Source organism: Mycobacterium sp. TY814 (genome assembly GCF_030755175.1).
In the GTDB taxonomy this organism is placed as follows: domain Bacteria; phylum Actinomycetota; class Actinomycetes; order Mycobacteriales; family Mycobacteriaceae; genus Mycobacterium.
This window is the reverse complement of the sequence record NZ_JAUFRY010000001.1, coordinates 1-13301: the sequence shown is the minus strand read 5'-3', so window position 1 is coordinate 13301 and position 13301 is coordinate 1. Positions and strand designations below refer to the sequence as shown.

The following is a 13301-nucleotide window of genomic DNA, read 5'->3' as shown; positions in this document are numbered from 1 at the left end:
GCCGGTGTGATCGGGTGCGCCAAGACGCTCCTGTTGATGAGCAGTCGAAGGTTCCGGTGTGAATCCGTCGGTTTTGCCACGCAGCGATATGCGTCGGCTTTAGGCTGCCTCGTGCCCTGATGACCGTCAGGTGAACACCGCAGTGCAGCGAGGGGAGCCCGCTATGTCGTATTTGGTTGCTACGCCTGATCTGGTTACAGCCGCAGCGGACAATCTGGCAGGGATTCGCACGGCACTGGGCGCGGCAGCCTCGGCCGCGGCGGGTCCCACGACGAGTCTGGCCGTTGCTGCGGGCGATGAGATATCGGCGGCCATCTCGCAGTTGTTCGGCAGTTACGGCGAGCAGTTCCAAGCGCTCAACAGCCAGGCGACAGCGTTTCACGCCGAATTCGTGAGTTTGCTGAACGGCGGTGCGGCGGCCTACGCCGCGGCCGAGGCGGCCAATGCGTCACCGCTGCAGGCCGTGCTCGACGCCGTGAACGCGCCCACCCAGTCGCTGTTGGGTCGCCCGCTGATCGGCAACGGCGCCAACGGCCAGGACGGGACCGGGTCGAACGCGGGAACCAACGGGGCGCCGGGCGGGCTCCTCTACGGCAATGGCGGCAACGGCGGTGCGGGTGGGCCCTCGGGCGGCGCCGGCGGCAACGGTGGAGCCGCGGGGTTGATCGGCAACGGCGGCATCGGCGGGGCCGGCGGCGGTGGAGCGGCGGCTGGCGGGGCCGGCGGCGCCGGGGGAACCGGTGGTTTGTTGTTCGGCAATGGCGGTGCTGGCGGTGCCGGCGGCGTCGGCGCGACCGGGACCGGAGCCGGCGGTGCCGGCGGGAATGCCGTGCTGTTCGGTGACGGTGGCAACGGCGGCAGTGGCCCGACCGGCGGCACCGCGGGCCGTGCGGGAGTCTTCTACGGCAACGGTGGTGACGGCGGCGCAGGGTCCGGGCAGGCGGGTGCGGCCGGCGGTCTGTTCGGCAATGGCGGCAATGGCGCGTCCAGTGACACAGCGGCCGGCGGTGCCGGCGGTAACGCCTTCTTCGGCGACGGGGGCGACGGCGGCTCGAGCCTTGCGGGTGCGGGTGGTGCCGGCGGAAACACCATGATTGGCCAGGGTGGCAATGGCGGTGCGGCCGGTGGCGCCGCCAGCGCGGCCGGCGGTAGCGGCGGCAGCGTCGGGCTCTACGGCTCCGGCGGGAATGGCGCGGCCGGCGGCGCCGGCGTTGCCGTTGCCAACGTCATCGGTCTCAGTGGTGGCTTCGGTGGGGCCGGTGGCAGCGGCGGACTTTTCGGTGGTAACGGCGGGGCCGGTGGGGCCGGCGGCACAGGTGGGGCCGGCGGTATCGGCGGAGCTGGCGCCGGCGGCGACGGTGGTGCCGGCGGTAATGCCGGCTTGTTCGGTAACGGTGGCACCGGCGGCGCCGCCGGTGCCGGCGGCAGCGGCTTCCTTGCCCTCGCCGGCGGCGCGGGCGGCGCGGGTGGTAACGGCGGCACCGCCGGTTTGCTGGTCGGCAACGGTGGCGCAGGTGGGGCCGGTGGTACCGGCGGAGTAGGCGGTTCCACCCTCGGTAAGGGCGGTGCCGGCGGCACCGCCGGCGTCGGCGGCGATGGCGGACTGCTGTACGGCAATGGCGGTGACGGCGGGGCCGGTGGAGGCGGCGGACCCCGCGGAAGCGTTGGCGCATCAGGCGGGACCGGTGCCAACGGCGGTGACGGCGGTAATGCCACGTTATTCGGTACCGGCGGCGCCGGCGGCGCAGCCGGTCCCGGTGGAACCCCGGGCGGAGGCGCCGCGGGAGTTCCGGGCAACCCCGGCACCAACGGGCTGTTCGGCACGGGCGGCTCACCAGGTGCGGCCGCGATGTCCTACTCCGCTGCGAGCACCGCTTCGCCTCTGGGGCCATATCAAGACCTGCTGAACAACACGCGCGCCAACCTGCAGAGCATCGGCGATACGTGGCTGGCCGATCCCGTGCCATTCCTAAACCAGTTCCTCACCAACCAGTTCAATTACGCGTCGCTGACCTTTACGGCGCTCACCAGTGCCACCCGGGACTTCACGATTGGGCTGGCCAATGTGCCTGCGAGCCTGCGGGCCGGCGACGTGGCGGGTGCGTTGGTGGGTCTGTTCGTCAGCGGCATCAACGCCAGTGACTTCGCGAACATTCAGCTGCTCGGCACCATCGGAGACCTGTTCCCGCCGTTGGCCATCCCGGGCAACATCGCGCAGAACTTCACCAATGTGGTCAGAACGGTGCTGGACACCAATATCGCCTTCACGATCGATACTGCGGAATTCACCGGGTCAGCCACCGTCGGACTGCCGCTCGCGATGACTCTCAACGCGGTGGGGTCTCCCATCACCACCGCACTCGCGTTCGCGGACAGCGCCACGACCATCACCGATGCTTTGCGGGCCGGAAACGTGCAGGCGGCGGCGACCGCACTGGTCGGTGCCCCAGCCAATATCGTCAACGGCTTCCTCAACGGCGAGGCCGAGCTTCCGCTGGCGCTCCCGCTGTCGGCCACGGCGGGCATTCCGGTGACGCTCGACATACCCGTCGGAGGTATTCTGGCGCCTCTGCGGCCGCTGGTTGCCGTCGTCGACGCCCCGGTCATCGGCAAGGTTTCCATCACCCTCGGCGGCACACCTGCCGGCGGCATCATCCCCGCGTTGCTGAGCTACGCGCCCGCGCAGCTCGCCAACGCCATCGCGTGACCACTGCTCCACGAACGCCGTTTGTATTCAAATTCGACGGTCTCACCGCAGTGACCAGTGCCTCACTCTGACCTGCTGAACTGAGGTTTGGGATCTCCCTGAATCGGGTACCTCCGCGGCTACATCGGGTGTACTTCGACGGGGGTTGAATATGTCATTCGTGATCGAGCCGGATCTCGTGACCGCGGCTGCCGGGCAGCTGGATGGAATTCGCTCGTCGGTCGGCTCGGCTGCGGAGGCAGCCGCTGCGCCGACGACGGGAATCGCCCAGGCGGCCGCAGACGAAATCTCGGCAGCGATCTCGCGACTGTTCGGAACCTATGGACAGGAATTCCAGGCGCTCAACTCCCAGGCGGCGGCGTTTCATGCCGAGTTCATCCGCCTCCTCAACGGCGGGGCAGCAGCCTACGTCGACGCCGAACTCGCCAACGTCGAGCGGATTCTGCTGAGTGGCACGTCCGGTATGCCGACGGCAGCACCCACCGACCCCCTCAGCGGGCTGCTGGGCGGCCTGCTGGGCGGTGGCATCACCGGCGGAACCACCACCACTGGTGGACAAGGGTTGCTCGGTGGTCTCCTGAGCCCGCTGACCGGCGGCACCGGGGGGTTCAACCTGGGCGGCATCAACTTCGTTCTGCCGTCGGTGCCGTCGCTGTTGTCGCCCACCACCCTCACGTCGGTTCTCGGCGAGCTCAGTGGGGCGACCGGACAGCTGGGCCCGATCATCGGGGGCCTGGGAACCTCTCTGCAGAATCTGCTGTTCCCGCAGGTCGCCACCCCCGGCGTAGCGGCCTACCCCAACCCGTATCAGGTCCTTTTCGACAACACCGTCCGGAATCTGAGTGACCTCGGAGCCAACTATCGCCCGTTCCCGATCCTGAACCAGATCGCGGTGAATCAGGCCCACTACGCGCAGTTGGCCGGAAATGCGCTCGCCCTCAACCTCCAGGGCTTCCCGGGCAATGTGCCGGCGAACTTCCAGCTCGCTCTGCAGGAAGCTTCGAGAATCAACCCGGCGGTCGGCGTTCAGGCGTTCGTCAACGGCACCACCGGCTTCTACACCACGCTGGGCACGCAACTGTCGGAGTTCGGCCAGGGCATCCAGCAGACGTTCCCGACCTTCCAGCGGGACCTGAACCTGGCCGGCCTGGCGATACAGCAGGGCCAGTATTCCCAGGCGGTGCAGTACGGGGCGCGCTCGCTCGTTGACCTGTTCATCACCGGGTTCGACACGAGCGGTCTGGGGATCACGGTGGACGTGGCTCTGCCGCCTTCCGTTGTGATCTCGGGACCGATCGGGGTCGAAGGTCCGGCCGGAGCTCTGCTGCCCATCCTGACGGCGCTTGGCCAGCAGGTACAGGGAGCCGCCAGCCTGATCCCGGCGGGCTCGATACCGGGGATGATGGCGCAGAACATCGCCAACGGAATCAACACGCTGACCAACGCAGGCGTCTCGGCGGACTTCGCGCTGACGCTGGGTCTGCCTCCGAGTCTGACCGGCGAGGCCATTTTCGGTTTGCCGTTGCAACTCGGCTTCGCCATCCTGGGCCCGCCGTTCGCCGGTTTGAACGGGCTGGCGGAGGGTGCCTACGCCTTCTCAGGCTCGCTGGCCACCGGCAACCTGTGGGGAGCGGCTAACGCGATAGGCAATACCCCGGCATTTATCCTGAACGGTTTCCTCAACGGTGAGGTTTTGCTCGATCAGCCGCTGCCGGTGACTCTGACGCTGCTCGGCCTTCCCGTCACCATCCCGGTTACCGCTCACCTGCCCTTCACCGGCATTCTTGTTCCGCCGCACGGCATCACGGCTACGGCGGAATTGAGTCAGATACTGCCGATTCCGGGTCTACCGGACATCACCGTGCCGCTTGGTGGGACCGAGTTCGGCGGGATAATTCCGTTCCTGCTGAACACGTTGCCCCAGCAGGTTGCCCAATCAATGGCGTACACCAACACCGCGGCCTGATACCTCCGAAGCGGGGGCACGGGCCCTCTTCGACGAGGCGGCGAGCCCGGCCGGGGATGTACAGAATTCCGGGTGGTCCGGCATCGCGTCGATGGAGGCTGCCGCAGCTCGTGCCGTGCACGGTGATCCCGCTGCGGCGGCGCAACTGTTCGACGACGTACTGGATCACTGGGGCCGAGTAGGGGACTGGACCCAACCGTGGCTCAGCCTGCGCTACGTGACGTGATTGCTTGCTCGGCTCGGCGCCGGGGAATGACGTTGCGTTCCTGCACCGGCCGCAGACCGAAGGGGAAATTATCCTGCTCCAACCCGGTCAACTGACTGCGCTGCAGTAGGCCCGCGCATGGAGCGCGTCGACTCCCACGGTGAGTCCGAACGCGACGGAGCCGAGGTGGTCGCTCGAGCGCGATCGGCGTTGCAGCGCTACTCCCGGCGCGCCGCCGCGGTGTAGCGGTCTGGACTTGCGACCCAAGGACGCGGCACCGGACGTCAAGCTGCCGCCTGATTTCCGGTGCCGCGTCGTCGGGGGCTCAGATTCTAGGTGCCGACCGAGACGCCGAAGCTGGCGTTCAGCGCGGCCTGCAGCGCCAGCTGCAGGTTCAGCAGGATGTCGCGAATCGAGGCGCTCAGGCCCAACCCGGCGTTGTTGAGCGACGTCAGCAGTGTTCCGCCGGTCTGCGTGAGGCCCGCCAGGGCGTTCTCGAAGCCCGCGACAAGGGCTCCGCCGGTCTGACCGAATCCCGACAGGCTGGCCCCGAAGCTGGCGCCCAGGGCGTTGTTGAAGACCGCGGCCGCCTGGTTGAGCGCGTTGAGCCAGATGCCGGCCACCGTGGCACCCGTCTGGCCGCTGCCGGTCAGCGCCGCCAGGAGGTTGTTGGTGATCACCGCGCCGGTCTGGGTCAAGCCGGACAGGCTCGAGGCCAGGCCCGCCGACAGTGCTCCACCCGCGTTAACCAGGCCGGTGATGCCGCTGTTGAGGGCGGCGGAGAGTCCGGCCAGGTCGAGGTTGATGTTGATCATGGCGTTCAACGCGGCGGAGAGGTTGGGGAAGGCGGCGGCGAGGTTGGCGGCGAGGTTGGCTCCGGCGTTGAGCAGGGCGTTGAGGCCGGCTTGCAGGGCTGGTGCGCCGGACAGGGCGGCGTTCAGGGCGGCGTTGAAGGCGCCGGACAGGGCGGCCAGGGAGGCCTGGAAGGCGGGCAGGCTGCCGGAGAAGGCGGCGTTCAGTGCTGCGGAGAGGGCGGCGTTGAGCGCGGGCAGGGAGGCGGTGAAGCTGGCGGACAGGGCCGGCAGGGCGCCGGCGAAGGTCGCGGCCAGGTTCTGCCCGGCGGTGATCAGGGCACTCAGGCCGGCTTGGAAGGCCGGGGCCCCGGCCAGGGCGGCGTTCAGGGCGGCCTGGAACGCGGTGTTCAGGGCGCCCAGGGAGGCCTGGAAGGCCGGCAGACTGCCGCTGAGTGCGGCGCTCAGGGTGGCGGAGAAGGCGGCGTTGAGCGCGGGCAGGGCCCCTCCGAACGCGGCCGACAACTGAGCGGCCAGGGCGGGGAAGGCGCCGGTGAAGCTGGCGGCCAGGTTGGCTCCGGCGTTGAGCAGGGCGTTGAGGCCGGCTTGCAGGGCCGGGGCTCCGGCGAACGCGGCGGACAGGGCGGCGTTGAACGCCCCGGACAGGGCACCCAAGCTCGCTTGGAAGGCGGGCAGGCTGCCCGACAGGGCGGCGTTGATGGCCCCGGTGAACGCGGCCGACAGGGTCGGCAGGGTCGCCCCGAAGGCCCCGGAGAGCTGGGCAGCCAACGCCGGCAGGGCACCAGCGAAGGTGGCGGCGAGGTTCTGGCTGGCGGCCAGCAGGGCGTTGAACCCGGCGGACAGGGCCGGGGCCCCACTGAGGGCGGCGGACAAGGCGGCCTGCAACGCCCCGTTCAGGGCGCCCAGGGAGGCCTGGAAGGCGGGCAGGCTGCCCGACAGGGCGGCGTTCAGGGCGCCCTGGAAGGCGGTGTTGATCGCGCCCAGGGAGGCCGAGAACGCCGGCAGGGCACCGGAGAACGCCGCGTTCAGTGCCGCGGACAGGCCGTTGAGGCTGCCCGAGAGCGCCCCGGACAAGGCCGCCGAGAGTCCGGCCAGGTCGAGGTTGATGTTGATCATGGCGTTCAACGCGGCGGAGAGGTTGGGGAAGGCGGCGGCGAGGTTGGCGGCGAGGTTGGCTCCGGCGTTGAGCAGGGCGTTGAGGCCGGCTTGCAGGGCTGGTGCCCCGGACAGGGCGGCGTTCAGGGCGGCGTTGAAGGCGCCGGACAGGGCGGCCAGGGAGGCCTGGAAGGCGGGCAGGCTGCCGGAGAAGGCGGCGTTCAGTGCTGCGGAGAGGGCGGCGTTGAGCGCGGGCAGGGAGGCGGTGAAGCTGGCCGAGAGGGCCGGCAGGGCGCCGGCGAAGGTCGCGGCCAGGTTCTGTCCGGCGGTGATCAGGGCACTCAGGCCGGCTTGGAAGGCCGGGGCCCCGGCCAGGGCGGCGTTCAGGGCGGCCTGGAACGCGGTGTTCAGGGCGCCCAGGGAGGCCTGGAAGGCCGGCAGACTGCCGCTGAGTGCGGCGCTCAGGGTGGCGGAGAAGGCGGCGTTGAGCGCGGGCAGGGCCCCTCCGAACGCGGCCGACAACTGAGCGGCCAGGGCGGGGAAGGCGCCGGTGAAGCTGGCGGCCAGGTTGGCTCCGGCGTTGAGCAGGGCGTTGAGGCCGGCTTGCAGGGCCGGGGCTCCGGCGAACGCGGCGGACAGGGCGGCGTTGAACGCCCCGGACAGGGCACCCAAGCTCGCTTGGAAGGCGGGCAGGCTGCCCGACAGGGCGGCGTTGATGGCCCCGGTGAACGCGGCCGACAGGGTCGGCAGGGTCGCCCCGAAGGCCCCGGAGAGCTGGGCAGCCAACGCCGGCAGGGCACCAGCGAAGGTGGCGGCGAGGTTCTGGCTGGCGGCCAGCAGGGCGTTGAACCCGGCGGACAGGGCCGGGGCCCCACTGAGGGCGGCGGACAAGGCGGCCTGCAACGCCCCGTTCAGGGCGCCCAGGGAGGCCTGGAACGCGGGCAGGCTGCCCGACAGGGCGGCGTTCAGGGCGCCCTGGAAGGCGGTGTTGATCGCGCCCAGGGAGGCCGAGAACGCCGGCAGGGCACCGGAGAACGCCGCGTTCAGTGCCGCGGACAGGCCGTTGAGGCTGCCCGAGAGCGCCCCGGACAAGGCCGCCGAGAGTCCGGCCAGGTCGAGGTTGATGTTGATCATGGCGTTCAACGCGGCGGAGAGGTTGGGGAAGGCGGCGGCGAGGTTGGCGGCGAGGTTGGCTCCGGCGTTGAGCAGGGCGTTGAGGCCGGCTTGCAGGGCTGGTGCGCCGGACAGGGCGGCGTTCAGGGCGGCGTTGAAGGCGCCGGACAGGGCGGCCAGGGAGGCCTGGAAGGCGGGCAGGCTGCCGGAGAAGGCGGCGTTCAGTGCTGCGGAGAGGGCGGCGTTGAGCGCGGGCAGGGAGGCGGTGAAGCTGGCCGAGAGGGCCGGCAGGGCGCCGGCGAAGGTCGCGGCCAGGTTCTGCCCGGCGGTGATCAGGGCACTCAGGCCGGCTTGGAAGGCCGGGGCCCCGGCCAGGGCGGCGTTCAGGGCGGCCTGGAACGCGGTGTTCAGGGCGCCCAGGGAGGCCTGGAAGGCCGGCAGACTGCCGCTGAGTGCGGCGCTCAGGGTGGCGGAGAAGGCGGCGTTGAGCGCGGGCAGGGCCCCTCCGAACGCGGCCGACAACTGAGCGGCCAGGGCGGGGAAGGCGCCGGTGAAGCTGGCGGCCAGGTTGGCTCCGGCGTTGAGCAGGGCGTTGAGGCCGGCTTGCAGGGCCGGGGCTCCGGCGAACGCGGCGGACAGGGCGGCGTTGAACGCCCCGGACAGGGCACCCAAGCTCGCTTGGAAGGCGGGCAGGCTGCCCGACAGGGCGGCGTTGATGGCCCCGGTGAACGCGGCCGACAGGGTCGGCAGGGTCGCCCCGAAGGCCCCGGAGAGCTGGGCAGCCAACGCCGGCAGGGCACCAGCGAAGGTGGCGGCGAGGTTCTGGCTGGCGGCCAGCAGGGCGTTGAACCCGGCGGACAGGGCCGGGGCCCCACTGAGGGCGGCGGACAAGGCGGCCTGCAACGCCCCGTTCAGGGCGCCCAGGGAAGCCTGGAAGGCGGGCAGGCTGCCCGACAGGGCGGCGTTCAGGGCGCCCTGGAAGGCGGTGTTGATCGCGCCCAGAGAGGCCGAGAACGCCGGCAGGGCACCGGAGAACGCCGCGTTCAGTGCCGCGGACAGGCCGTTGAGGCTGCCCGAGAGCGCCCCGGACAAGGCCGCCGAGAGTCCGGCCAGGTCGAGGTTGATGTTGATCATGGCGTTCAACGCGGCGGAGAGGTTGGGGAAGGCGGCGGCGAGGTTGGCGGCGAGGTTGGCTCCGGCGTTGAGCAGGGCGTTGAGGCCGGCTTGCAGGGCTGGTGCGCCGGACAGGGCGGCGTTCAGGGCGGCGTTGAAGGCGCCGGACAGGGCGGCCAGGGAGGCCTGGAAGGCGGGCAGGCTGCCGGAGAAGGCGGCGTTCAGTGCTGCGGAGAGGGCGGCGTTGAGCGCGGGCAGGGAGGCGGTGAAGCTGGCCGAGAGGGCCGGCAGGGCGCCGGCGAAGGTCGCGGCCAGGTTCTGCCCGGCGGTGATCAGGGCACTCAGGCCGGCTTGGAAGGCCGGGGCCCCGGCCAGGGCGGCGTTCAGGGCGGCCTGGAACGCGGTGTTCAGGGCGCCCAGGGAGGCCTGGAAGGCCGGCAGACTGCCGCTGAGTGCGGCGCTCAGGGTGGCGGAGAAGGCGGCGTTGAGCGCGGGCAGGGCCCCTCCGAACGCGGCCGACAACTGAGCGGCCAGGGCGGGGAAGGCGCCGGTGAAGCTGGCGGCCAGGTTGGCTCCGGCGTTGAGCAGGGCGTTGAGGCCGGCTTGCAGGGCCGGGGCTCCGGCGAACGCGGCGGACAGGGCGGCGTTGAACGCCCCGGACAGGGCACCCAAGCTCGCTTGGAAGGCGGGCAGGCTGCCCGACAGGGCGGCGTTGATGGCCCCGGTGAACGCGGCCGACAGGGTCGGCAGGGTCGCCCCGAAGGCCCCGGAGAGCTGGGCAGCCAACGCCGGCAGGGCACCAGCGAAGGTGGCGGCGAGGTTCTGGCTGGCGGCCAGCAGGGCGTTGAACCCGGCGGACAGGGCCGGGGCCCCACTGAGGGCGGCGGACAAGGCGGCCTGCAACGCCCCGTTCAGGGCGCCCAGGGAAGCCTGGAACGCGGGCAGGCTGCCCGACAGGGCGGCGTTCAGGGCGCCCTGGAAGGCGGTGTTGATCGCGCCCAGGGAGGCCGAGAACGCCGGCAGGGCACCGGAGAACGCCGCGTTCAGTGCCGCGGACAGGCCGTTGAGGCTGCCTCCCAGGGCGGCGTTCAACGCTGCCGACAAACCAGCCAGATTCAGGTTGAGGCTCAGGGCGGCGTTGAGGGCGGCGGAGAGGTTGGGGAAGGCGGCGGCGAGGTTGGCGGCGAGGTTGGCTCCGGCGTTGAGCAGGGCGTTGAGGCCGGCTTGCAGGGCTGGTGCGCCGGACAGGGCGGCGTTCAGGGCGGCGTTGAAGGCGCCGGACAGGGCGGCCAGGGAGGCCTGGAAGGCGGGCAGGCTGCCGGAGAAGGCGGCGTTCAGTGCTGCGGAGAGGGCGGCGTTGAGCGCGGGCAGGGAGGCGGTGAAGCTGGCCGAGAGGGCCGGCAGGGCGCCGGCGAAGGTCGCGGCCAGGTTCTGCCCGGCGGTGATCAGGGCACTCAGGCCGGCTTGGAAGGCCGGGGCCCCGGCCAGGGCGGCGTTCAGGGCGGCCTGGAACGCGGTGTTCAGGGCGCCCAGGGAGGCCTGGAAGGCCGGCAGACTGCCGCTGAGTGCGGCGCTCAGGGTGGCGGAGAAGGCGGCGTTGAGCGCGGGCAGGGCCCCTCCGAACGCGGCCGACAACTGAGCGGCCAGGGCGGGGAAGGCGCCGGTGAAGCTGGCGGCCAGGTTGGCTCCGGCGTTGAGCAGGGCGTTGAGGCCGGCTTGCAGGGCCGGGGCTCCGGCGAACGCGGCGGACAGGGCGGCGTTGAACGCCCCGGACAGGGCACCCAAGCTCGCTTGGAAGGCGGGCAGGCTGCCCGACAGGGCGGCGTTGATGGCCCCGGTGAACGCGGCCGACAGGGTCGGCAGGGTCGCCCCGAAGGCCCCGGAGAGCTGGGCAGCCAACGCCGGCAGGGCACCAGCGAAGGTGGCGGCGAGGTTCTGGCTGGCGGCCAGCAGGGCGTTGAACCCGGCGGACAGGGCCGGGGCCCCACTGAGGGCGGCGGACAAGGCGGCCTGCAACGCCCCGTTCAGGGCGCCCAGGGAAGCCTGGAAGGCGGGCAGGCTGCCCGACAGGGCGGCGTTCAGGGCGCCCTGGAAGGCGGTGTTGATCGCGCCCAGAGAGGCCGAGAACGCCGGCAGGGCACCGGAGAACGCCGCGTTCAGTGCCGCGGACAGGCCGTTGAGGCTGCCCGAGAGCGCCCCGGACAAGGCCGCCGAGAGTCCGGCCAGGTCGAGGTTGATGTTGATCATGGCGTTCAACGCGGCGGAGAGGTTGGGGAAGGCGGCGGCGAGGTTGGCGGCGAGGTTGGCTCCGGCGTTGAGCAGGGCGTTGAGGCCGGCTTGCAGGGCTGGTGCGCCGGACAGGGCGGCGTTCAGGGCGGCGTTGAAGGCGCCGGACAGGGCGGCCAGGGAGGCCTGGAAGGCGGGCAGGCTGCCGGAGAAGGCGGCGTTCAGTGCTGCGGAGAGGGCGGCGTTGAGCGCGGGCAGGGAGGCGGTGAAGCTGGCCGAGAGGGCCGGCAGGGCGCCGGCGAAGGTCGCGGCCAGGTTCTGCCCGGCGGTGATCAGGGCACTCAGGCCGGCTTGGAAGGCCGGGGCCCCGGCCAGGGCGGCGTTCAGGGCGGCCTGGAACGCGGTGTTCAGGGCGCCCAGGGAGGCCTGGAAGGCCGGCAGACTGCCGCTGAGTGCGGCGCTCAGGGTGGCGGAGAAGGCGGCGTTGAGCGCGGGCAGGGCCCCTCCGAACGCGGCCGACAACTGAGCGGCCAGGGCGGGGAAGGCGCCGGTGAAGCTGGCGGCCAGGTTGGCTCCGGCGTTGAGCAGGGCGTTGAGGCCGGCTTGCAGGGCCGGGGCTCCGGCGAACGCGGCGGACAGGGCGGCGTTGAACGCCCCGGACAGGGCACCCAAGCTCGCTTGGAAGGCGGGCAGGCTGCCCGACAGGGCGGCGTTGATGGCCCCGGTGAACGCGGCCGACAGGGTCGGCAGGGTCGCCCCGAAGGCCCCGGAGAGCTGGGCAGCCAACGCCGGCAGGGCACCAGCGAAGGTGGCGGCGAGGTTCTGGCTGGCGGCCAGCAGGGCGTTGAACCCGGCGGACAGGGCCGGGGCCCCACTGAGGGCGGCGGACAAGGCGGCCTGCAACGCCCCGTTCAGGGCGCCCAGGGAGGCCTGGAAGGCGGGCAGGCTGCCCGACAGGGCGGCGTTCAGGGCGCCCTGGAAGGCGGTGTTGATCGCGCCCAGGGAGGCCGAGAACGCCGGCAGGGCACCGGAGAACGCCGCGTTCAGTGCCGCGGACAGGCCGTTGAGGCTGCCCGAGAGCGCCCCGGACAAGGCCGCCGAGAGTCCGGCCAGGTCGAGGTTGATGTTGATCATGGCGTTCAACGCGGCGGAGAGGTTGGGGAAGGCGGCGGCGAGGTTGGCGGCGAGGTTGGCTCCGGCGTTGAGCAGGGCGTTGAGGCCGGCTTGCAGGGCTGGTGCGCCGGACAGGGCGGCGTTCAGGGCGGCGTTGAAGGCGCCGGACAGGGCGGCCAGGGAGGCCTGGAAGGCGGGCAGGCTGCCGGAGAAGGCGGCGTTCAGTGCTGCGGAGAGGGCGGCGTTGAGCGCGGGCAGGGAGGCGGTGAAGCTGGCCGAGAGGGCCGGCAGGGCGCCGGCGAAGGTCGCGGCCAGGTTCTGCCCGGCGGTGATCAGGGCACTCAGGCCGGCTTGGAAGGCCGGGGCCCCGGCCAGGGCGGCGTTCAGGGCGGCCTGGAACGCGGTGTTCAGGGCGCCCAGGGAGGCCTGGAAGGCCGGCAGACTGCCGCTGAGTGCGGCGCTCAGGGTGGCGGAGAAGGCGGCGTTGAGCGCGGGCAGGGCCCCTCCGAACGCGGCCGACAACTGAGCGGCCAGGGCGGGGAAGGCGCCGGTGAAGCTGGCGGCCAGGTTGGCTCCGGCGTTGAGCAGGGCGTTGAGGCCGGCTTGCAGGGCCGGGGCTCCGGCGAACGCGGCGGACAGGGCGGCGTTGAACGCCCCGGACAGGGCACCCAAGCTCGCTTGGAAGGCGGGCAGGCTGCCCGACAGGGCGGCGTTGATGGCCCCGGTGAACGCGGCCGACAGGGTCGGCAGGGTCGCCCCGAAGGCCCCGGAGAGCTGGGCAGCCAACGCCGGCAGGGCACCAGCGAAGGTGGCGGCGAGGTTCTGGCCCGCCGTGACCAGCGCATTCAGGGCGCCCGTCAGCGCGGGTGCTCCGGCGAACGCGGCGCTCAAGGCCGCCTGGAACGCCCCGTTCAGGGCGCCCAGGGAAGCCTGGAACGCGGGCAGGCTGCC

At 71.9% G+C, this 13301-nt stretch carries 4 protein-coding genes; 3 read left to right on the top strand and 1 reads right to left on the bottom strand.

Annotation, left to right across the window (positions count from 1 at the left end; all coding sequences use genetic code 11):
* The first annotated feature begins 163 nt into the window (after window positions 1-163).
* The 3 genes from QXH22_RS00020 to QXH22_RS00010 all read left to right on the top strand — a co-directional run bounded on the left by QXH22_RS00020 (window position 164) and on the right by QXH22_RS00010 (window position 4899).
* Window positions 164-2707, top strand: a complete 2544-nt coding sequence (locus QXH22_RS00020) for a PE family protein (RefSeq protein WP_306240725.1) — start codon at window positions 164-166, stop codon at window positions 2705-2707.
* 151 nt (window positions 2708-2858) lie between these two features.
* Entirely contained in the window at window positions 2859-4673 is a 1815-nt protein-coding gene (locus QXH22_RS00015; protein WP_306240724.1) for a PE family protein, read from the top strand.
* 91 nt (window positions 4674-4764) lie between these two features.
* Window positions 4765-4899 carry a hypothetical protein gene (locus QXH22_RS00010; protein ID WP_306240723.1) on the top strand — a complete coding sequence of 45 codons (135 nt, stop codon included), beginning with the start codon at window positions 4765-4767 and terminating at the stop codon, window positions 4897-4899.
* A 311-nt stretch (window positions 4900-5210) separates the two neighbouring features.
* On the opposite strand, the gene QXH22_RS00005 is transcribed toward QXH22_RS00010, so the two are convergent.
* A complete protein-coding gene (locus tag QXH22_RS00005; RefSeq protein ID WP_306274636.1) occupies window positions 5211-13241 on the bottom strand; it encodes a hypothetical protein in 8031 nt (2676 codons plus the stop codon).
* Between the last annotated feature and the right edge of the window lie 60 nt (window positions 13242-13301).

Excerpts from the sequence above, each read along its gene's own strand:
- QXH22_RS00020 (WP_306240725.1), top strand. The coding sequence starts at position 164 with ATGTCGTATTTGGTTGCTACGCCTGATCTGGTTACAGCCGCAGCGGAC.
- QXH22_RS00015 (WP_306240724.1), top strand. The coding sequence starts at position 2,859 with ATGTCATTCGTGATCGAGCCGGATCTCGTGACCGCGGCTGCCGGGCAG.
- QXH22_RS00010 (WP_306240723.1), top strand. The coding sequence starts at position 4,765 with ATGGAGGCTGCCGCAGCTCGTGCCGTGCACGGTGATCCCGCTGCGGCG.